The organism is Bradyrhizobium sp. SZCCHNGR1005 (genome assembly GCF_032489995.1).
Taxonomy (GTDB): Bacteria; Pseudomonadota; Alphaproteobacteria; order Rhizobiales; family Xanthobacteraceae; genus Bradyrhizobium.
This window is the reverse complement of record NZ_JAUEZC010000001.1, coordinates 602384-622663: the sequence shown is the minus strand read 5'-3', so window position 1 is coordinate 622663 and position 20280 is coordinate 602384. Positions and strand designations below refer to the sequence as shown.

Below are 20280 nucleotides of genomic sequence, written 5' to 3'. Positions count from 1 at the left end.
AAAGAGCGTTCGAGGACAAAACCGTTCGAGGACATGGCTATGAATTCGTTCCGCCGCGATTTCATCACCAAGCCGATCTTCTCCTGGGCCCGCGGTGTCCTGCCGTCGATGTCGGCGACCGAGCGCGAGGCGCTGGAGGCGGGCGATGTCTGGTGGGATGCCGAGCTGTTCACCGGCAACCCCGATTGGACCAAGCTGCTCGCTGTCCCGCCGGCGATCTTGACCGAGGAGGAGCGCGCCTTCCTGGATGGCGAGGTCGACGAGCTCTGCAGAATGCTCGACGACTGGAAGATCAATTGGGAATGGCGCGATCTGCCGCGCGAGGTCTGGGACTTCGTCAAGCGCAAGAAGTTCTTCGGCATGATCATTCCGAAGGAATTCGGCGGGCTCGGCTTCTCGCCCTATGCGCATTCGGAAGTCGTGCGCAAATTGTCCTCACGCTCGATTGCGGCAGCCGTGACTGTGATGGTGCCGAACTCGCTCGGGCCGGGCGAACTCTTGATGCGCTTCGGCACCCGCGAGCAACAGGAGCGGTGGCTGCCGCGACTGGCGGATGGGCGTGACATTCCCTGCTTCGGACTGACCAGCCCGGAGGCCGGCTCGGATGCGGCGGCGATGGTCGATAGCGGCGTCATCTGCAAGGGCGAGTTCGAAGGGCGCGAGGTGATCGGCCTCAGGCTCAACTGGCACAAGCGCTACATCACGCTCGGCCCGGTCGCGACGCTGCTCGGGCTCGCCTTCAAGGCCTATGATCCCGATCACCTCGTGGGCCACCAGGACGAACTCGGCATCACGGTGGCGCTGATCCCGACGCATCTGCCCGGCGTCCGCATCGGCCGCCGTCATCTGCCGTCGATGCAGGTGTTTCAGAACGGTCCGAACTGGGGCGAGGACGTCTTCATCCCGCTCGACTACGTCATCGGCGGCAAGGCGCGGCTCGGGCAAGGCTGGCAGATGCTGATGACGGCGCTGGCTGCCGGGCGCGGCATCTCCTTGCCGTCACTGTCGGCCGCGGGTGCGGCGTTCGCCGCCCGCGCCACCGGCGCCTATGCGCGGATCCGCGAACAGTTCAACATCCCGATCGGCAAGTTCGAAGGCATCGAGGAGCCGTTGGCGCGGATCGCCGCGACGGCCTACCTGCTCGATGCGGCTCGCCGGCTCACCTGTGCCGCGCTCAATGCCGGGCATCATCCTGCCGTGATCTCCGGCATCATGAAGCTGCACGCGACCGAGCGGATGCGGATCGCGATCGACGATGCGATGGACATTCATGGCGGCAAGGCAGTGATCGACGGACCGCAGAACTATCTCGGCAGCATCTATCGCGCCGTGCCGGTCGGCATCACGGTCGAAGGCGCCAATATTCTCACCCGCAACCTGATCGTGTTCGGGCAGGGCGCCATCCGCGCGCATCCTTATCTCTTGCAGGAGATGAATGCGCTTGCGGACAGCGACCGCAAAACCGGGCTCGACGCCTTCGACACCGCGTTCTGGAAGCATGTCGGCCACAGCATCACGACACTGTTTCGTGCCTGGGGCCGCAGCTGGACCTTTGGGATCTTTGCACCGGCGCCCGAAGCGGGGAGTGCGACCGGGCATTATCGTCAGCTCTCGCGTTATGCGGCTGCCTTCGCGCTCTGCGCCGATATGGCGCTGCTCACGCTGGGCGGCGCGTTGAAGCGCAAGGAGATGTTGTCGGCGCGCTTTGGCGACATCCTTTCCGAGCTCTATTTGTTGTCGGCCGCGCTGAAGCGCTGGCAGGATGAAGGCCGTCGAGCCGAAGACCTGCCGCTGCTCGAATGGTGCATGGCATCGGGCTGCAGGACGATCGAGAACCGTTTTGCCGAGATCATCGCCAATCTGCCGAACCGGTTTGTGGCAGGGTTTCTGAAATTCGTGGTGCAGCCGTTCGGCGCGCGGGTGCTCGGACCCTCGGATCGCATAGTTCATCAGTGCGCGCAGATCCTGCTCGCGCCATCAGCAGCGCGCGACCGGCTGACGCCTGACCTCGCCGAGGTCGATGATGACGGGCCGGTGGCGCGACTGGAGAAGGCGCTGCGGCTTGTCGTCGCCGCCGAGGACATCGTGAAGCAGCTGCGCGCCGCGCGGCTGCGCGATCCCGCCGAAGCGGTGAAGAAGGGCGTCATTACGCAGAGTGATGCAGACCGGCTTATCGCGGCCCACGAGGCGGCGGCCAAAGTGATCGAGGTCGACGATTTCGCAGCCGAGGCGCTGTCGCCGATCGCCGGCAAACCGGCCGATGTGCATCAATTCTTTCAGCAGCTCGGCGAACAGAGGGCGGCAAGCTGATGGCACGCGCGGTCTACATCATCGACGGCAGCAGGACGCCGTTCCTGAAGGCGCGTTCCGGGCCGGGGCCTTTCACGCCGGTCGATCTCGCCGTGCAATGCGGCCGGCCGCTGCTCGCGCGCCAACCCTTCGCGCCCGATCGCTTCGACCAGGTGATCCTCGGCTGCGTCAATGTGATCGCCGACGAGATGAATCCGGCTCGTGTCGCTGCGCTCCGGCTCGGGATGGGCGAGCGGATGGTCGCCTTCACCATGCAGATCAATTGCGGCTCCGGCATGCAATCGATCGACACCGCCTACCGCTATATCCGCGAGGGCCACGCCGATCTGATCCTCGCCGGCGGCGCCGAAGCGTTGAGCCATGCGCCGCTGGTCTGGCCGCAGCAGGGCGTGCGCTGGTTCGCGGGGCTTGCCACCGCAAAGACACTGGCCGCCAAGATCGCGGCCGCGTTGAGAGTGAGGCCCAGCTACTTCAAGCCGGTCATCGGGCTGGAGCGCGGGCTCACCGATCCCGTCACCGAGCTCAACATGGGGCAGACCGCGGAGAAGGTCGGCCATCTGTTCGGGATCACCCGGGCGCAGGCGGACGAGTATGCGGCCGAGAGCCACCGACGGCTTGCCCGCGCCCAGGCCGAGGGCTGGCTGAAGGGCGAGGTCGAGACCGCGTTCGCGCGCGACGGCAAGTTCTATGATCACGATGACGGCGTGCGGCCGGACTCGACGGCGGAGTCGCTGGCGAAATTGCGTCCGGTGTTCGAACGTCCCTGGGGCCAGGTGACCGCGGGCAATTCCTCGCAGATCACCGATGGCGCGTCCTGGGTGATCCTGGCCTCGGAAGATGCGGTGGCGAAGCACGGGTTGTCGCCGAAAGCCGTCATTCTCGACAGCCAGTGGTCGGCGCTCGATCCCTCGATCATGGGCCTTGGTCCGGTGCTGTCGGCCACCGCGCTGCTGAAGCGCAACAATTTCGCTTTGCAGGATGTCGAGACCTGGGAGCTGAACGAAGCCTTCGCCGCGCAGGTGCTTGGCTGTCTCGCTGCCTGGCAAGACGAGCGGTTCTGCCGCGAGGTGCTCGGCCTCGACGGCGCGGCCGGATCGATCGATCGCGCCAGGCTCAACGTCGATGGTGGTGCGATCAGTCTCGGTCACCCCGTCGGCACGTCGGGCAACCGGATCGTGCTGCATCTGGTCAATGCGATGAAGCGGCTCGGCACGCGGCGCGGCGTTGCCACCGAATGTATTGGCGGTGGGCTCGGTGGTGCCATGCTGATCGAGGCGGTGTGATCATGAAATCGCAAATCATGGATGTCCTCAGTGATCGCGTGCGCGAGCTTGGGCCGGTGGCTGATGCGGCAGGCCCGTACAAGAACTTCAAGCTGACACGCGATGAGGACGGCATCGCCTGGCTGCTGTTCGACCGGCCCGGGACCAGTGCCAACACCTTGTCTGCGGACGTTCTCGAGGAGTTCGATCGCGTCCTCGCCGAGCTGGAAGCGCACCGGCCGTCCGGGCTCGTCATCCGCTCTGCGAAAGCGTCCGGGTTCATTGCCGGCGCCGACGTCAATGCTTTCCGCGGCGCGAGCGATGCGCGCGCGGTCGGCACCGAGATGCTGCGCGCGCATGCGGTGGTCGACCGGTTGGAGGCGCTGCGCGTCCCGACGGTCGCCGTGATCCACGGCTTCTGTCTCGGCGGCGGGCTCGAAGTGGCGCTTGCCTGTCAGTCACGGATCGCGATCGAGGGAGCCCGCTTCGGTTTCCCCGAGGTGATGCTGGGCCTGCACCCGGGCCTCGGCGGCACCGCGCGCTTTACGCAAGCGGTCAATCCGGTGCAGGCGATGAGCCTGATGCTGACCGGCAAGACCATCGATGCGCGCCGCGCCAAATCGCTCGGACTGGTGGATGCGGTGACGCAGGAGCGCCATGTCCGCGGCGCGGTGAAGGATGCCGTGTTCGGGCGGCTGAAGCGCGCCAAGCCCGGCATGCTGAACGCGCTGCTCAATGCCGGCCCGGTGCGCGGGCTGCTCGCCAATCGCATGCGGAGCGAAGCGGAGAAGAGCGCGCCGCGCGAGCATTATCCTGCGCCTTACGCGCTGATCGATTTGTGGGAACGGCATGGTGGCGACAAGGTCGCGATGCTGCGGGCGGAGCAGACCTCGTTCGCCGGCCTGATGGTGACGCCGACCGCGCAGAACCTGATCCGCGTCTTCTTCCTGCGCGAGCAGATGAAGAAGAGCGCCGGCACCGGCAGCCAGGTCCAGCATGTCCACGTGATCGGTGCCGGCGCGATGGGCGGCGATATCGCGGCCTGGTGCGCCAATCAGGGCTTGCGCGTCACGCTCGCCGACATGAAGCCGGAGCCGATCGCAGGCGCGATCAAGCGCGCCGCCGATCTGTTCAATAAGATCATCCGAACAGGCCCCGAAGTGCGCGATGCGCTCGACCGGCTGATCCCGGACATGGCGGGCGAAGGTGTGCGCAACGCCGACTTGGTTATCGAGGCGGTGCCGGAGAAGCTCGAGCTGAAGCAGAAAGTCTACGCCGCGATCGAGCCTCGCATGAAGGGCGATGCGATCCTTGCCACCAATACGTCGAGCATTCCGCTTCAGGATCTGCGCACCAGCCTGCTGCGGCCGGAACGGCTGCTGGGGCTGCACTTCTTCAATCCCGTGTCGCGGCTGCAGCTCGTCGAGGTGATCCATCACGAGGGCACCGATCAGGCATTGTTCAGCCGTGCACTCGCCTTTGTCGGCGCGATCGATCGGTTGCCGCTACCGGTGAAGAGCTCGCCCGGCTTTCTCGTCAATCGCGCGCTGACGCCCTACATGCTGGAAGCGATGGTGCTCCTGGATGAGAAGATCGACCAGACCGTCATCGATGCCGCCGCGCGCAGGTTCGGCATGCCGATTGGGCCGATCGAACTCGCCGACCAGGTCGGGCTCGACATCTGCCTCGACGTCGGCGACATGCTGCGTACCAAATTCGGCGACGCGCTGCCGCCGACGCCGGCGTGGCTGCGCGAGAAGGTGGCGAGAGGCGAGCTCGGCCGCAAGACCGGCAAAGGCTTCTATAGTTGGCGAGAAGGCAAGCCTCAGCGCATCGCGAGCCAACCGACGGAGCGCGAGCCCTCGCAAGAGATGATCGATCGCCTGATCCTGCCGATCTCCAATGTCTGCGTTGCTGCCCTGCGTGAGGGCATTGTGGATAATGCTGATAGTGTGGATGGAGCGATGATCTTCGGCACAGGTTATGCTCCGTTTCGCGGTGGCCCCTTGAATTATGCGCGCACGCGCGGCATCGAGGATGTCGTGACCACCTTGCGCAGCCTCGCGCAGAAATTCGGTGATCGGTTCACCCCCGATACCGGTTGGGAGACTTTCAGGTGACCGAAGCTTCTGTTCATGCCGCATTCACCACATCGAGCGAGCCGGGTGGCGATCTCTGCATTCGCACGCTTGCGATGCCGGCCGATACCAACGCCAATGGCGATATTTTCGGTGGCTGGCTGTTGAGCCAGATGGATGTCGGCGGCGGCGTGTTCGCTTCCAAGGTCGCGAGATCGCGTACGGTCACGGTGGCGATCGAAGCGATGAATTTTCGTAAAGCTGTCTATGTCGGCGATCTGGTCTCCGTGTATGCCAACCTCGTTCGGCTCGGCCGCACGTCGATGACGGTGCATCTCGAAGCCTGGGTGCTGCGACGCAAAGAGGAGCAGCCGATCCTTGTGACCGACGGTAATTTTACTTACGTCTCGATCGACGATGATGGTCGTCCGCAGATGATCAAACGGGACGGCGCGGCGGCGGCCAGCTAGATAGGCCCAGGAGCGCGTGCAGTTGGACGTATGCAGTTGTTAGCATAATCGTTCTGCTTCTCGCGCTATAGCGAGCCGCTTCTGCTAGGAATTTGCAGGCATGTGGCGGGGTTGAACGCATTGGCATCAGGCGCAATCGATGCGGCCGATCCCGGTGAGCCGATCACTCGGCAAGAATTGCCGTGCGTATTGCGACGGTACTTTTAGCCGCAGCCCGCTACGTTTGTCTGTTCAAGGCGCGAGGTCTTCGTTAGTCATCTTAGCGTAGCGCCATTCGGGTGACGTATTGCGCACCAGTGGTTGTGTAGCTACTATCATGATGATTTGTGGTGTGTAGTCGTGACTTGCTGCTCCAGCAGGACAGAGATTGACGCATCAAGACAACGGCGTCGTCCAGTTCATGACGGTGGCTCGCCATCCGACGAGGCTTCGGCCTCCGCTAAGCGAATACGATGGCGAGCAGCAATGCGACGGGAGTTATGATTGGTGGAGTTGGATATGTCCGATGTTGACGACAGGTTGACTTTGGAAGTTCTTAAAAGGCTTCAGCAGCGGCTTCATCGTGCCGAGAACAAGATTGATGATTATGAGATCGAGCTGAACCTATTTCGAGAGCAGCAGATTTCAGTGCTTCGAGATCTGCACCAGATTTATGAGTTGCTCGGCCAGCACCACGAAAGCTTGATCCATGCGCGCGGGCCATCGAAGCCGACGCTGGTGTCGCGCGATGAATCCCGATGAGAGTGCTCTCCATTGGTTCGACAAGGGCGTGCGTTCGAGCTTATGGGCTGGCCTCGCCGGCGGGTAGAAGCAAAGGACGCCGGTGACCTGCAGGACTGTGGCGGGCGTCGTTGCGGTGCTGGGATCAGCGCCGCCCACCAATAAGGAAGCATGACCAGCCGTGCGGCGAATTTGAAGTTCCGATCAAATCCGCCGGGCCGTCTTCATCGGAACACCGGGGTGCGGCACCTGGTCCCTGGAACTCCTGCCGTCATCCTCCGTTATAGGCCCGGACTTAAGCTGAAGGACTGGGTAATGTCGGACACCTACATCATCGAGGTCAGCAATCAGGCGGCAGGGATCGTCGTGCGCGACTGCGGTGGCTATCGTTTCTTTGCTGCGTCGCATCGCTTCAACCCACTCGAGGGCCAGGTATTTCGCAATGCGCGCGAGGCGGAGCGCGCGGCGATGCGGCTCGTCAACGGTGAATTGTCAGCGGCGGCGTAAGCACGGCAGGCTCTGGACAAAGAGCATGCGGCGGTTCCGGCTGTCATCTCCCGTGAGTGGCGGCCGCTTCGAGGGCTCGGGCGGATTGACGCTTGCGAGAATCCGCCGCACCATGGCGCTCTATCAAGAGGCGTGCCATGGCCCTGCTTTCTCAACGTCAGACCGAGATCCTCAATCTGGCGCGGTCTTCGGGCCGTGTCATGGTCGAAGATCTCGCCCGCCGCTTCGAAGTCTCTGCACAAACCATCCGCAAGGACCTGAACGATCTCTGCGAGCAGCGCGCGCTGACCCGTATCCATGGCGGCGCCATCATCGCCTCCGGCGTTGAGAACCTGGCCTACGAAGCGCGCCGGTTCGTCGCAGCCGAGGAGAAGAAGGCGATTGGAGCGGCGGCTGCGGCGCGAATCCCGAACGGGTGCTCGCTGTTCATCAACATCGGCACCACGACGGAGGAGGTCGCGAGCGCGCTCTCGGCGCACCAGGACCTGCTCGTCATCACCAACAATCTGAACGTCGCGATGCTGCTCTATCGCCATCCGCGCATCGAGGTGATCGTCGCCGGCGGCACAGTGCGCCGTTCCGATGGCGGCGTGGTCGGGTCGACGGCGACGCAACTGATCGGCCAGTTCAAGGTCGACTACGCGATCATCGGCGCCTCAGCGATCGATGAGGAAGGCGCGCTGCTCGACTTCGACTATCGCGAAGTGCAGGTGGCGCAGGCCATCATCGCCAACGCGCGTAGCGTGATGCTGGTGGCCGACTCCACCAAGCTTCATCGTTCCGCGCCGGTGCGTATCGCGCATCTCAGCCAGATCCAGACCTTCGTTACTGATCGTCCTCTGCCCGATGGGCTCGCCGGCCTGTGTCACAGCCGCGGCATCCAGGTCGTCACGGCGATGCCCACTGCCGATTTGGAGGACGGTGGCGATGTGCCCGAGGCTTCAACTTCAACGATACTTCGCCGGGCCTGAGGACACGTTCGCCAGCCCATTTTGCTGCGGCGCATTCGCGACATTCCTGTGAAATTCGGTTTGCTTTCACTTTCGTTTGTGTTTATCTCGCAAACGAAAGCGAAATCGCCGGAGTGAAGGCGATTGCCGGGGGAACGTCGGTTGGAGCGGATTTACGACCTCGCCATTATCGGAGGCGGCGTGAACGGTTGCGGCATCGCCCGCGATGCGGCCGGACGCGGCAATTCGGTATTTTTGTGCGAGATGAATGACCTGGCCAGCGGGACCTCGTCCTGGTCAACCAAGCTGGTGCATGGCGGCCTGCGCTATCTCGAATATTACGAGTTTCGGTTGGTGCGCGAGGCGCTGATCGAGCGCGAAGTTCTCTGGCGGATCGCGCCTCACATCATCAGCCCGCTGCGCTTTGTTCTGCCGCATCACGCGGGCCTGCGGCCGGCTTGGCTGCTGCGCCTCGGGCTTTTCCTTTACGACCATCTCGGCGGCCGCAAGCTGCTGCCGCCGACGCGCTCGGTCGATCTGCGCAGCGACGAGGTCGGCAAGCCGCTGCTTGCGGGGCGGTATTCACGCGCCTTCGAATATTCGGATTGCTTCGTTGACGACGCCCGTCTCGTGGTCCTGACCGCGCGCGACGCCGCCGACCGCGGCGCCGTCATCCGCACCCGCACCCGCGCGACCGAGATCCGGCAGACCGGCGGCGTCTGGCAACTGACCGTCGTGAATACCGAGACCGGCGAGCGCGAAACCATCCGCGCCCGTGCGCTCGTGAATGCCGGCGGCCCCTGGGTCGAGGAGGTGCTGGCGCGCGGCGCCGGCGTGAATGCCAAAGCCAAGGTCCGCCTGGTGCAGGGCTCGCACATCGTCGTGCCGAAGCTCTATGACCACGATCGGGCCTACATCTTCCAGAATGCCGATGGCCGCATCGTCTTCGCGATTCCCTACCAGCAGGACTTCACGCTGATCGGCACTACCGATCGCGACTATCACGGCGATCCGGCCAAGGTGAAGGCGACGGAGGAGGAAATCCGTTATCTCTGCGCGGCGGTCGGCGAGTATCTCGCCAAGCCGGTCCGCCCCGAAGACGTGGTGTGGACCTATTCCGGCGTGCGCCCGCTCTATGACGACGGCGCATCCGAGGCCAAAGCCGCGACGCGCGACTATGTGTTTGAGCTCGACACGCCCGACGGACTGCCGCTGTTGTCGATCTATGGCGGCAAGATCACGACCTATCGGCGGCTCTCCGAGGAGGCGCTGGAGCGCCTGTCGCCATATTTGAAAGGCGGCAAGGCGGGCGCGGGCTGGACGGGCCAGTCGCCCTTGCCCGGCGGTGAGATGGTGGTTTCCGGCGTGCCGGCCCTGGCTGCGGAGTTGCGCAAGGCCTATCCGTTCCTGGCCGAGGCGCATGCGCGCCGGCTTGCCCATGCCTACGGAACGCGCGCTGCAAAAATGCTCGGCAACGCTGCCGCAGCTTCCGATCTCGGCCAGGATTTCGGCGCGACCTTGACGGAGCGCGAAGTCAGGTACCTGATGGCGGAAGAGTGGGCATGCACGGCCGAGGACATCGTGTGGCGTCGATCGAAGCTTGGTTTGCGGATGTCGCCGCAGGAGATCGCGGCGCTCGATCATTGGATCGAGGCCAACCGCGCCTCCGTTGTCGCGCCCGCGCGTGAGGCGGGAGGACGCGCATGAGCGTGACGCTCGACCAGGTCACGCGCGTCGTCGATGGTCTTCCGACCATTCGCGATGTGTCGTTGACGCTGCAGCGCGGCACCTTGAGCGTGCTGCTCGGCCCGACCTTATCGGGCAAGACCTCGATCATGCGGCTGCTTGCCGGGCTCGACAAGCCGACCACCGGTCGCGTGCTGGTCGACGGCAAGGACGTCACCGGCGCCGACGTGCGGCAGCGTTCGGTCGCGATGGTCTATCAGCAGTTCATCAACTATCCGTCGCTGACGGTCTATGAGAACATCGCTTCGCCCCTGCGGGTGCAGGGCAAGCCGCGCGACCAGATCGAAAAGCGCGTCGCGGAGGCGGCGAAGCTGTTGCGGCTCGAGCCTTATCTGCAGCGCACGCCGCTGCAACTCTCCGGCGGTCAGCAGCAGCGCACGGCAATCGCCCGCGCGCTGGTGAAGGGCGCCGACCTGGTGCTGCTCGACGAGCCCCTGGCCAATTTGGACTACAAATTGCGCGAGGAGCTGCGCGCGGAGTTGCCGCGCATCTTCGAGGCCTCGGGCGCGATCTTCGTCTATGCCACCACCGAGCCGTCGGAGGCGTTGCTGCTCGGCGGCCGTACCATCTGCATGTGGGAGGGCAAGGCGCTGCAGGTCGGTGAGACCGCCAGCGTCTACCGCCGCCCGGACACGTTGCGGGTGGGGCAGGTGTTCTCCGATCCGCCGATGAACATCGTCGGCATCGTGAAGCGCGGCGACCAGGTGCATTATGACGGCGACGTTGCTGCGCCGGCGACCGGGCTCTATGCCGGTCTGGCCGACGGGACCTATCGTGTCGGTTTTCGGCCGCATCAGCTCGGGTTGACCAAGAGCGGCGCCAGCCACGGCCGCCACGCTTTCCCGGCGACCGTCTCGGTCACCGAGATCACGGGCTCCGAGAGCTTCGTCCATTTGTCCCGCAACGGCGTGAACTGGGTCGCGGTATTGCACGGCGTGCACGAATACGAACCCGGCGAGGCGCTGGACGCCGTGCTCGACCCCGGCAATATCTTTGTCTTTGATGCCGCCGACCGGCTGGTCGCGGCCCCCAGCGCCTGAGGGAGATGCCGAATGGCCCGCATTGACCTCGTCGACCTCGCCCATGCCTACAACGGCAACGTTGCCGACACCGAAAGCTACGCGCTGAAACCGGTGACGATGACTTGGCGCCAGGGTGGCGCCTATGCGCTGCTCGGCCCCAGCGGCTGCGGCAAGACCACGCTGCTCAACCTGATATCTGGCATTCTGACGCCCTCGCGCGGCAAGATCCTGTTTGACGGGACCGACATCACGCAGCGATCGACCCGTGAGCGCAACATCGCGCAGGTGTTCCAGTTCCCGGTGATCTACGACACCATGACGGTCGGCCAGAATCTCGCATTTCCGCTGAAGAACCGCGGCGTGCCGAGAGCCGAGATCGACAAGCGCGTTGCCGAGATCGCTCATCTCTTGGATCTGACGCAGGATCTCGACCGCAAGGCGACGCGGCTCACGGCGGATGCCAAGCAGAAGATCTCGCTCGGGCGGGGCCTCGTCCGCTCCGACGTCGCCGCCGTGCTGTTTGACGAGCCGCTCACGGTGATCGACCCCGAGCTGAAGTGGCAGCTGCGCTCCAAGCTGAAGGCGCTGCATCGGGAACTCGATCTCACCATGATCTACGTCACCCATGACCAGACCGAGGCGCTGACCTTCGCCGACACGGTCGTGGTGATGCATGACGGCCGCGTCGTGCAGAGCGGCACGCCGGCCGAACTGTTCGAAAAGCCCGCGCACACCTTCGTCGGCTACTTCATCGGCTCGCCCGGCATGAACATCTTGGCGGCTGAGGTCAAAGGGCACGAGGCGCGCATCGACGGTCACACCCTGACGCTGTCGCGCAGCTATGACGCGCTGGCTGCGGCCGGGAAGATCGAGGTCGGCGTGCGTCCCGAATTCGTAGAGGTGGCCGAGCCCGGGCCCGGGCTTCTCGCCGCCAACCTCGAGCGGATCGACGATCTCGGACGTATCCGCTTCGCCCGCGTGCGGGTCGGTGACGTGAAGTTCGCCGCGCGCGTGCCGGCCGGCTTCTCGCCGTCGGGTTCGTCCGTCGGGCTGAAGTTCGATCCGTCGCATGTGCACGTCTACGCCGACAGCCGTCTGGTCGAGGGAGTCGCCTGATGGAGAAGACCATCAACAACAAGGCCTGGCTCCTGGTGTTGCCGGTGTTCCTGCTGGTGGCGTTCTCCGCCATCATCCCGCTGATGACGGTGGTGAATTATTCGCTGCAGGATACCTTCGGCAACAACCAGTTCTTCTGGAACGGCGTCGGCTGGTTCAAGGAGTTGCTCGATCCCTCGACCGATCTCGGCGGCCGCTTCCTCGCCTCGCTCTGGCGCAACCTCATCTTCTCTGCCGTGGTGCTCGCGATCGAGGTGCCGCTCGGCATCGTGGTGGCGCTCTCGATGCCGCGCGCCGGCTGGACCGTCGCTTTCTGCCTGGTGATGCTCGCGCTGCCGCTGCTGATTCCGTGGAACGTGGTCGGCACCATCTGGCAGATCTTCGGCCGCTCGGATATCGGCCTGCTCGGCTACGTGCTGAACCGGATCGGCATCGACTACAACTACGTCTCAAACGACTTCGACGCCTGGGCAACCGTTATCGTCATGGACGTCTGGCATTGGACCAGCCTGGTGGCGCTGCTCTGCTACGCCGGCCTGAAGTCGATTCCGGATGCTTATTACCAGGCGGCGCAGATCGACGGCGCCTCGCGCTGGGCGGTGTTCACCGCGATCCAGCTGCCGAAGATGCATCGGGTGCTCCTGATCGCGGTGCTGCTCCGCTTCATGGACAGCTTCATGATCTACACTGAGCCGTTCGTGGTGACCGGTGGCGGACCCGGCAATTCCACCACCTTCATCTCGATCGAACTCGTCAAGATCGCGCTTGGCCAGTTCGACCTCGGCAAGGCGGCGGCACTGTCGCTGGTCTACAACCTGATCATCCTGATCGTCTGCTGGGTGTTCTACACGATCATGACCAATGCCGGCGCCGATCGCCGGCCGGCGAAGAAGGGAGGCGCGTGATGCATTCGATTCCGGGCCGCCGCATCATCATGTCGGTCTTCCTGGTCTTTCTGCTGTTGCCGATCTACTGGCTCGTCAACATGAGCTTCAAGACCAATGCCGAGATCGTCTCGACCATGACGCTGTGGCCGCATCAGCCGACGATCGCGAATTACAAGCTCATCTTCACCGACGAGAGCTGGTATTCCGGCTACATCAATTCCTTGAAATACGTCATCCTCAACACGGTGATCTCGATCGCCGTGGCGCTGCCGGCGGCTTACGCCTTCTCGCGCTACCGCTTCCTTGGCGACAAGCATCTGTTCTTCTGGCTGTTGTCCAACCGGATGGCGCCGGCCGCGGTCTATGCGCTGCCGTTCTTCAACCTGTATTCCGCGATCGGCCTGTTCGATACGCCGTGGGCGGTGGCGCTGGCGCACTGCATCTTCAATGTCCCGCTCGCGGTCTGGATCCTCGAAGGCTTCGTGTCCTCGGTGCCGCGAGAGATCGACGAGACCGCCTTCCTCGACGGCTATTCGTTTCCGCGCTTCTTCGTGAAGATCCTGGTGCCGCTGATCGCAAGCGGCATCGGGGTGGCCGCCTTCTTCTGCTTCATGTTCTCCTGGGTCGAGCTCCTGCTGGCGCGCACGCTGACCTCGGTCAACGCCAAGCCGATCTCGGCGGTGATGACGCGCACGGTCTCCGCCGCCGGCATGGATTGGGGCCTGCTCGCCGCCGCCGGCGTGCTCACCATCATCCCCGGCGCGCTCGTGATCTGGTTCGTCCGCAACTACATCGCGCGCGGTTTCGCGCTAGGTCGGGTGTGACCATGAACTGGCAAGCCCGCCGAAATGAATTCGGTGCGCTCCCTCCCCGGGGAGGGGAGTGGACCATCCTCGGTGAGAGAGCGTCCAGTTCCTCTCCGTCAATTGTTGCCTGGAGGCATTGAGCCATGGACAGCATCGCCTGGATGGCCTGGACGCTGCCGACCGCGATCTTTTTCGTGGTCCTCGCCTGCATGCTCGGCGTTATGACCTGGCTCGCTGCCGCCTATCCCGAGGCCGAGCGTGTCGGGGTCTTAAGGATCCCGACCACGCGCGGTGACCGCCTGTTCATTTCGCTGATCCTGGCCGCCGTCATCCACCTCGCGTGGATCGGCCTGGTCGGCACCGATACGATTGCGACCTTGCCGATCGGCGAGGATGGCATCGAGGTTTCGGGCCTGTGGCTCGCAACCGTCATTTCACTTGCGTCAGCCTTTGCGATCTTCCGCACGGTCTGAGGCAGGCGAAAAAGAGCAGATCCGGGGGCAACCCGGGCCTGGAGAAGTCTGTCGCTGCAACGGAGGAACACCATGCGATATCTGCCGGAAGGAAAGGGGCCTGCGACGAGGGTTAAGGCTCTCAAGGTCAAGGCCTTGATGATGAGCAGCGCGCTCGCGCTGTTGGCGGCATCCGCCGTAGTTACTGGACCAGCCTATGCGGACGAAGCGGCCGCAAAGAAATGGATCGATTCCGAATTCCAGCCGTCCACGCTCTCCAAGGACGACCAGATGAAGGAAATGGAGTGGTTCATCAAGGCCGCTCAACCCTACAAGGGCATGGAGATCAATATCGTCTCCGAGACCCTGACCACGCACGAATATGAATCCAAGACGCTGGCCAAGGCGTTCGAGGAGATCACGGGCATCAAGGTCAAGCACGACATCATCCAGGAGGGTGACGTCGTCGAGAAGATCCAGACCCAGATGCAGTCCGGCAAGAACCTCTATGACGGCTGGATCAACGATTCCGACTTCATCGGCACGCATTTCCGTTACGGCCAGGCGGTCGACCTGACGGACTGGATGGCGAAGGAAGCGAAGGACGTCACCGATCCCTATCTCGACGTCAACGACTTCATCGGCAAGTCGTTCACCACTGCTCCGAACGGCCATCTCTATCAGCTGCCGGACCAGCAGTTCGCGAACCTCTATTGGTTCCGCTACGACTGGTTCACCAACCCGGAGTACAAGGCCAAGTTCAAGGCCAAGTACGGCTATGATCTCGGCGTGCCCGTGAACTGGTCGGCCTATGAGGACATCGCCGACTTCTTCACCAACGACATCAAGGAGATCAACGGCGTCAAGGTCTATGGCCACATGGACTATGGCAAGAAGGACCCCTCGCTCGGCTGGCGCTTCACCGACGCCTGGCTGTCGATGGCCGGCAACGGCGACAAGGGCCTTCCGAACGGCCTGCCGGTCGACGAATGGGGCATCCGCATGGAAGGCTGCCGTCCGGTCGGCTCCTCGGTCGAGCGCGGTGGTGACGTCAACGGACCGGCTGCGGTCTATTCGATCGTCAAATATCTCGACTGGCTGAAGAAGTACGCTCCGCCGCAGGCGCAGGGTATGACCTTCTCGGAGTCGGGTCCGGTGCCGGCGCAGGGCAACATCGCCCAGCAGATCTTCTGGTACACCGCCTTCACCGCCGACATGGTGAAGCCGGGTCTGGCCGTCATGAACGCCGACGGCACGCCGAAATGGCGCATGGCCCCGTCGCCGCATGGCGCGTATTGGAAGGACGGCATGAAGCTCGGCTATCAGGACGTCGGCTCGCTGACGCTGCTGAAGTCGACCCCGGTCGACCGCCGAAAGGCAGCCTGGCTCTATCAGCAGTTCATCGTGTCGAAGACGGTGAGCTTGAAGAAGAGCCATGTCGGCCTCACCTTCATCCGTGAATCCGACATCTGGGACAAGTCGTTCACGGAGCGTGCGCCGAAGCTCGGCGGCCTGATCGAGTTCTACCGCTCGCCGGCGCGCGTGCAGTGGACCCCGACCGGCAACAACGTGCCTGACTATCCGAAGCTCGCGCAGCTCTGGTGGCAGAACATCGGTGATGCGGCCTCCGGAGCCAAGACGCCGCAACAGGCGATGGACTCGCTCGCTGCGGCCCAGGATTCGGTGCTCGAGCGCCTGGAGAAGTCCAAGGTGCAGGGCGACTGCGGTCCGAAGCTGAACAAGAAGGAGAGCGCCGAGTACTGGTTCAACAAGTCGGCGAAGGACGGCAACATCGCGCCGCAGCGCAAGCTCGCCAACGAGAAGCCGAAGGGCGAAACGATCGACTACGACACCCTGATCAAGTCGTGGCCGGCGACTCCCCCGAAGCGCGCCGAGGCGAAGTGACGGCCGCAGGCCGTCAGGTCGTCCACACTCACGGTCGTCGCCCGGCTTGACCGGGCGATCCGGTACGCCGCGGCGTCCGCGAGGGCCGCTACCGTCTCGGAGTACTGGATGCCCCGCCTGCGCTGGGCATGACGGAGGAGAAAGAATACGAAAGGCCGGGAGCGATCCCGGCCTTTTGCATTGCTCTGTCCTTCGTCATTGCGAGGAGCGGAAGCGACGAAGCAATCCAGATCTTTGGCTGCGCAAGATTGGATTGCTTCGCTTCGCTCGCAATGACGGTTACTATTCGGGCGTGCTCGCCGCATCGCCTTAGAGCATGATCCGGAAAAGTGGAAACCGGTTTTCCGAAAAGATCATGCTCAATCAAACAGATGAGATCATGATGCGGCTTCTTCTAACCGCATCATGATCTAAGGAGCTTGCCATGCGCATGATTTTCCGCTGCGATCCTGCGCTGGAGCCGTATCTGCCGCGACCTGTGCCGGCGCGCACGATGCTGCCGGACTGGCTGCGGCGAATGCCGGCGTCGGCGCATTCCGATCTGCATGGCCGGGACATCCGCACCGTCAAGCAGTGCCCGCCCTTCGTCGATGCGATGGCCCACGGCGTGATGATCCTGCTGCCCTGCGACGTCAATGTCGAACGCGGTGCCTTCTCCTGGGACTGGGACGTTCCGGAGCCTGCGACCGAGGGACACCCCCGTGCGCCGCTCAGCTTTCACGTCGCCGCGCAATTTGCGGGGGCCCCGTTCGCACAAGGCGAACGCTCGGCGATCAAGTTCAACAGCTTCTGGACCATCGAATGTCCCGACGGCTGGTCGCTGTTTGCAACTCATCCCGTCAACCGCGACGATCTGCCGTTCCGCACCGTGACCGGGCTCGTCGATGCCGACCGCTTCCATGATGGCGGCATCAATTTTCCGGCGCTGTGGACGGCGCTCGATTTTTGCGGCGTGCTTGCGAAAGGAACGCCGGTCGCACAATGTTTTCCGGTGCCGCGGGAAACCATCGAACTTGCGTTCGAGCCGTTCGACCCGGCACATGGCGCAGCGTATTCCAAGACCGTCGCGGAGGTGCTGGCTGCGCCGAACGTCTACCGCAAGCGGTTTCGCGCTCGCCGGGGCCGGCTAGTCTAACCAGCTAAAGCGAGCCGCAAGGCGGCCTCGTCGAGCCAGAGCCGGCCGTGCGACGCCGAGGTCAGGGCCATGGCGATCGATCCGAACATTTCAGGCCTGAGATGATAGGCCTGTCGATAGGCCTGCATCGCGGTATCGCGGTCGCCGCTTTCCTGCAGCACGATGCCGAGATTGAGTGCGGCCTCGGCGAAATCGGGTTTGAGCGCGAGCGCCTTCCTGTAGGCTGCGGCCGCGCCGAGGTGGTCGCGCTGATCCTGGCGAACCAGGCCGAGATCGAACCAAGTCGAGGCGGGAGCGTCATCGGATGCGGCAAGCTCGAGATGCGATCTTGCGGATGCAAGATCGCCATCCTCGAAGGCCAGCCGCCCGAGCCGCGCGGCGGCTTCGCCGTGCTGCGGAAGCACTTTGAGGATGGCCTGCCAGGCTTCGCGCGCCTGGGCGCGGCAACCCGCCTGGTCGAGGATGCGCGCCTTCTCGACGAAGGCTTCCCGCTGCGGGGCCAACGCCAGCGCGCGGTCGACATGGTCGAGCGCGGCAGAGAAATCCTTGTCGGCACGCGCGATGCGCGCGGCAAGCAGTTGCGCGGCGGCATTGTCCGGGCGTTGCGCCAGGCTCGCGGCCAAATGGGTGCGGGCGGGTGCAATGTCGTGCAGCGCATACAGCACCGCGGCCAAGAGATGGCTCAGCCTCGGTTCGCCGGGCGTGCGTTTCAGCTCCTGCTCGCAGAGCCGGCGCGCCTCGCCGGCGCGTCCCGCGTTGAAAGCGGCCGCGGCGCGGCGCACGATGTCTTCAGTCGTCGATCCCATGCGGGGACGTTATCGCGTTCCGCGGCGTGCGCCAACGAGAAGCCGAACAGGTACGACCTTCCCGACGCAACGACAGGCGCGGCGATCTTGATGCGCGGCTTCTGGCCGAACTGCTGATCGAGCTGCTCACGTCATGCTGCCGGGAAGGAAGCAGCGGATCTCCACGCGAAGCCACTTGTCGAGCTCCCGATAGTAAATGGGCCAGACCATCGTCCGACCCGACCGGTTCGGCTCGGTGATGACGGCGTCCTCCGGAACGTCCCACCATTGCCCTTCGATCCGCACGCGGTAATGACCTGCCGTCATGTCCCAATCGACATCCGACAGCGCCGTTCCGTCTGCGTCGGAACAGCAGGGCCCTTTGCGCGAACGAAGACTTTCGAACCAGCTTTTCAATGGAGAGTTGGCATAGCGGCCGTCGAGATCTCGAGCCGCGGCGAGATGCAGAGAAGGCGCATTTGTGATCAGGGCGACGGTCCCGGCAAACAGAAGCAGGCTCGCGCGATAGCTGTTACGCATTGAAGCAAAGAGCGTCCGTCGAGCGAGGCCTGCAGTCCCATCAGGAAATTTGTGGTGTGTGGAGAGATCGGTCGGTGTTGATTTGGAAGGTTTTCTGCGCATCACAAGAGGCCTTGCGTTTTTGGGATTGCGAGAAAGCTTCCTTGAGGTCTGTGGCGGAAGTTCGTGATTGTTGCACGAAAGCGCGAACTACATCGGATCGCGACGAAAAAGTCGACGGTGATATCCGTCGAAGGATAATCATCATGGAGCGGGCATGGAGATATCCCGAGATGATGTAGTAATGTTCTACTGATTTTGATCGATTAGTTCACTTGCCAGGTGAAGCTGACGCACTCTCTCAGATGGAGCGTCAAGGCTGTCAGCTCGCACGAAGCGCTCGGAATGCTGGCCGACTTTGAACGAGTGCCAGAGTTAGCCGTGTCCCGTCGGCGACGGAATGCGCTTCGATTCCGAAGTTCGCAAACCAGGTAGCCGCCGTTGGACACGGACTTCTGAGTCCAGGCCCTGGTCCCGAAGCAGATCGGGAATTTTTCCCGTTTGAAACGGGAAATCTTTCCAGGCAAGACCGCCTTGAACTGGTCGAGAACAGTGCGCAATCTCGCGCCAGGCGAGGCAACACAAGATGATAGCCAGATCCCATTGGAACTGGGCATCCGCCGCGACGTCGAACGGCTTGGCCGCGCCTGGAGGACAACATGAGTGATGCGCAGCTTCCACCGCGCAGATTGGTTGCATCCCGGTTTGTCGGCGCCTTTACCGCGGCGTTGCTCGGGCTCATGCCCGCGGCCGTCCTGGCTGAGGAGGCGGGGGCGCCGCCAGCGCCGGTTGCGGGCGTAGGCCTGGTCATGCCGCTACCCCAGGGGCTGTCGCCCTGGAGCATGTTCATGCAGGCCGATATCGTCGTGAAGGCGGTGATGATTGGGCTTGCGCTGGCGTCGGTGGCGACGTGGACCGTGCTGGTCGTCAAGCTGATCCAGCTGCGCAGCGTGCGCGGCGAGGCACGGCGCGCGCTGTCGGTCGTCATTGCCGCCCGCTCCTTGATGGACGCGATTCGCCAGCTCGGTGAGCAGAGCAGTGTCACCGGCCGCTTTCTTAGCATGGCGGATGACGAGATCGAGAAGTCGCGCGGCCTGCCCGCCGATGGCATCAAGGAACGCGTCAGCTGGCAGTTCGAGCGGATCGAGGCGGCGGCTGTGCAGCGCATCGGCCGCGGCATCGGCCTCCTTGCTACGGTCGGCGCGGTCGCGCCGTTCGTCGGGCTGTTCGGGACGGTCTGGGGCATCATGAACAGCTTCATCGGCATCTCGCAGGCGCATACGACCAACCTCGCGGTCGTGGCGCCCGGCATCGCCGAAGCGTTGCTCGCCACCGCCTTCGGTCTTGCCGCAGCGATCCCGGCGGTCGTGATCTACAACGTGTTCGCGCGCGCCACCGGCACGTATCGGGCGGTGCTGGCCGATTCCTCGGTTGCCATTATGCGCCTGTTGAGCCGCGATCTCGATCGCCAGGCAATGCCGCTCGATGTGAGGCGGGGCTTGCGTGCGGCGGATGCGCCTACTCTGTCGATCGCCGATAGCGCGGAGTGA

General features: G+C 63.7%; 18 protein-coding genes. 16 read left to right on the top strand and 2 right to left on the bottom strand.

The window, feature by feature from the left end:
- Window positions 1-33 precede the first annotated feature (33 nt).
- The 15 genes from QXZ85_RS02880 (at window position 34) to QXZ85_RS02810 (ending at window position 17366) form a co-directional block, all read left to right on the top strand.
- Window positions 34-2310 carry an acyl-CoA dehydrogenase gene (locus QXZ85_RS02880; RefSeq protein WP_315767387.1) on the top strand — a complete coding sequence of 759 codons (2277 nt, stop codon included), beginning with the start codon at window positions 34-36 and terminating at the stop codon, window positions 2308-2310.
- Window positions 2310-3593, top strand: coding sequence for an acetyl-CoA C-acetyltransferase (locus tag QXZ85_RS02875; protein ID WP_315706817.1), 1284 nt, complete (start codon window positions 2310-2312; stop codon window positions 3591-3593). The genes QXZ85_RS02880 and QXZ85_RS02875 overlap by 1 nt, the downstream gene beginning before the upstream one ends.
- A 2-nt stretch (window positions 3594-3595) precedes the next feature.
- Window positions 3596-5692: a 3-hydroxyacyl-CoA dehydrogenase NAD-binding domain-containing protein gene (locus QXZ85_RS02870; protein WP_315767388.1), complete on the top strand. Its 2097-nt coding sequence runs from the start codon at window positions 3596-3598 to the stop codon at window positions 5690-5692.
- On the top strand, window positions 5689-6120 hold the full coding sequence (locus tag QXZ85_RS02865; RefSeq protein WP_315706815.1) for an acyl-CoA thioesterase: 432 nt from the start codon (window positions 5689-5691) through the stop codon (window positions 6118-6120). The genes QXZ85_RS02870 and QXZ85_RS02865 overlap by 4 nt, the downstream gene beginning before the upstream one ends.
- A gap of 498 nt (window positions 6121-6618) precedes the next feature.
- Complete coding sequence (locus QXZ85_RS02860) at window positions 6619-6861, top strand: hypothetical protein (RefSeq protein ID WP_315706814.1); 243 nt, start codon at window positions 6619-6621, stop codon at window positions 6859-6861.
- 294 nt (window positions 6862-7155) lie between these two features.
- Complete coding sequence (locus QXZ85_RS02855; protein WP_315706848.1) at window positions 7156-7347, top strand: hypothetical protein; 192 nt, start codon at window positions 7156-7158, stop codon at window positions 7345-7347.
- Window positions 7348-7484: 137 nt separating this feature from the next.
- Entirely contained in the window at window positions 7485-8318 is an 834-nt protein-coding gene (locus QXZ85_RS02850; protein WP_315706813.1) for a DeoR/GlpR family DNA-binding transcription regulator, read from the top strand.
- Between the two features lie 141 nt (window positions 8319-8459).
- On the top strand, window positions 8460-10004 hold the full coding sequence (glpD, locus tag QXZ85_RS02845) for a glycerol-3-phosphate dehydrogenase (protein WP_315706812.1): 1545 nt from the start codon (window positions 8460-8462) through the stop codon (window positions 10002-10004).
- The gene (locus QXZ85_RS02840; RefSeq protein ID WP_315706811.1) at window positions 10001-11083 is read left to right on the top strand and encodes an ABC transporter ATP-binding protein; all 1083 of its coding nucleotides are present in this window, start codon (window positions 10001-10003) and stop codon (window positions 11081-11083) included. The genes glpD and QXZ85_RS02840 overlap by 4 nt, the downstream gene beginning before the upstream one ends.
- Before the next feature lie 12 nt (window positions 11084-11095).
- Window positions 11096-12181: an ABC transporter ATP-binding protein gene (locus QXZ85_RS02835; protein WP_315706810.1), complete on the top strand. Its 1086-nt coding sequence runs from the start codon at window positions 11096-11098 to the stop codon at window positions 12179-12181.
- A complete protein-coding gene (locus QXZ85_RS02830; protein ID WP_315706809.1) occupies window positions 12181-13086 on the top strand; it encodes a sugar ABC transporter permease in 906 nt (301 codons plus the stop codon). Before QXZ85_RS02835 ends, QXZ85_RS02830 begins: the two co-directional genes overlap by 1 nt.
- Window positions 13086-13892, top strand: a complete 807-nt coding sequence (locus QXZ85_RS02825) for a carbohydrate ABC transporter permease (protein WP_315706808.1) — start codon at window positions 13086-13088, stop codon at window positions 13890-13892. The genes QXZ85_RS02830 and QXZ85_RS02825 overlap by 1 nt, the downstream gene beginning before the upstream one ends.
- A gap of 125 nt (window positions 13893-14017) precedes the next feature.
- Window positions 14018-14347: a DUF2160 domain-containing protein gene (locus QXZ85_RS02820; protein ID WP_315706807.1), complete on the top strand. Its 330-nt coding sequence runs from the start codon at window positions 14018-14020 to the stop codon at window positions 14345-14347.
- 141 nt (window positions 14348-14488) lie between these two features.
- The gene (locus QXZ85_RS02815) at window positions 14489-16231 is read left to right on the top strand and encodes an ABC transporter substrate-binding protein (protein WP_315706847.1); all 1743 of its coding nucleotides are present in this window, start codon (window positions 14489-14491) and stop codon (window positions 16229-16231) included.
- Window positions 16232-16655: 424 nt separating this feature from the next.
- Complete coding sequence (locus QXZ85_RS02810; protein ID WP_315767389.1) at window positions 16656-17366, top strand: hypothetical protein; 711 nt, start codon at window positions 16656-16658, stop codon at window positions 17364-17366.
- Here the strand turns inward: QXZ85_RS02810 and QXZ85_RS02805 are convergent.
- A complete protein-coding gene (locus tag QXZ85_RS02805; protein ID WP_315767390.1) occupies window positions 17363-18172 on the bottom strand; it encodes a tetratricopeptide repeat protein in 810 nt (269 codons plus the stop codon). The two genes, QXZ85_RS02810 and QXZ85_RS02805, sit on opposite strands and share 4 nt — an antisense overlap.
- A 126-nt stretch (window positions 18173-18298) precedes the next feature.
- The gene (locus tag QXZ85_RS02800; RefSeq protein WP_315767391.1) at window positions 18299-18691 is read right to left on the bottom strand and encodes a hypothetical protein; all 393 of its coding nucleotides are present in this window, start codon (window positions 18689-18691) and stop codon (window positions 18299-18301) included.
- 848 nt (window positions 18692-19539) lie between these two features.
- Between QXZ85_RS02800 and exbB the strand changes: the two genes are divergently transcribed.
- Window positions 19540-20280 (top strand): tonB-system energizer ExbB, encoded by a 741-nt coding sequence (gene exbB, locus QXZ85_RS02795; RefSeq protein WP_315706845.1) that lies wholly within the window; start codon window positions 19540-19542, stop codon window positions 20278-20280.

What these genes read in the sequence shown, in the direction of transcription:
- QXZ85_RS02880 (WP_315767387.1), top strand. Translation starts at nt 34, where the DNA reads ATGGCTATGAATTCGTTCCGCCGCGATTTCATCACCAAGCCGATCTTC.
- QXZ85_RS02875 (WP_315706817.1), top strand. Translation starts at nt 2,310, where the DNA reads ATGGCACGCGCGGTCTACATCATCGACGGCAGCAGGACGCCGTTCCTG.
- QXZ85_RS02870 (WP_315767388.1), top strand. Translation starts at nt 3,596, where the DNA reads ATGAAATCGCAAATCATGGATGTCCTCAGTGATCGCGTGCGCGAGCTT.
- QXZ85_RS02860 (WP_315706814.1), top strand. Translation starts at nt 6,619, where the DNA reads ATGTCCGATGTTGACGACAGGTTGACTTTGGAAGTTCTTAAAAGGCTT.
- QXZ85_RS02855 (WP_315706848.1), top strand. Translation starts at nt 7,156, where the DNA reads ATGTCGGACACCTACATCATCGAGGTCAGCAATCAGGCGGCAGGGATC.
- QXZ85_RS02850 (WP_315706813.1), top strand. Translation starts at nt 7,485, where the DNA reads ATGGCCCTGCTTTCTCAACGTCAGACCGAGATCCTCAATCTGGCGCGG.
- QXZ85_RS02840 (WP_315706811.1), top strand. Translation starts at nt 10,001, where the DNA reads ATGAGCGTGACGCTCGACCAGGTCACGCGCGTCGTCGATGGTCTTCCG.
- QXZ85_RS02835 (WP_315706810.1), top strand. Translation starts at nt 11,096, where the DNA reads ATGGCCCGCATTGACCTCGTCGACCTCGCCCATGCCTACAACGGCAAC.
- QXZ85_RS02830 (WP_315706809.1), top strand. Translation starts at nt 12,181, where the DNA reads ATGGAGAAGACCATCAACAACAAGGCCTGGCTCCTGGTGTTGCCGGTG.
- QXZ85_RS02825 (WP_315706808.1), top strand. Translation starts at nt 13,086, where the DNA reads ATGCATTCGATTCCGGGCCGCCGCATCATCATGTCGGTCTTCCTGGTC.
- QXZ85_RS02820 (WP_315706807.1), top strand. Translation starts at nt 14,018, where the DNA reads ATGGACAGCATCGCCTGGATGGCCTGGACGCTGCCGACCGCGATCTTT.
- QXZ85_RS02815 (WP_315706847.1), top strand. Translation starts at nt 14,489, where the DNA reads ATGAGCAGCGCGCTCGCGCTGTTGGCGGCATCCGCCGTAGTTACTGGA.
- QXZ85_RS02810 (WP_315767389.1), top strand. Translation starts at nt 16,656, where the DNA reads ATGCGCATGATTTTCCGCTGCGATCCTGCGCTGGAGCCGTATCTGCCG.
- QXZ85_RS02805 (WP_315767390.1), bottom strand. Translation starts at nt 18,172, where the DNA reads ATGGGATCGACGACTGAAGACATCGTGCGCCGCGCCGCGGCCGCTTTC.
- QXZ85_RS02800 (WP_315767391.1), bottom strand. Translation starts at nt 18,691, where the DNA reads ATGCGTAACAGCTATCGCGCGAGCCTGCTTCTGTTTGCCGGGACCGTC.
- exbB (WP_315706845.1), top strand. Translation starts at nt 19,540, where the DNA reads ATGCCGCTACCCCAGGGGCTGTCGCCCTGGAGCATGTTCATGCAGGCC.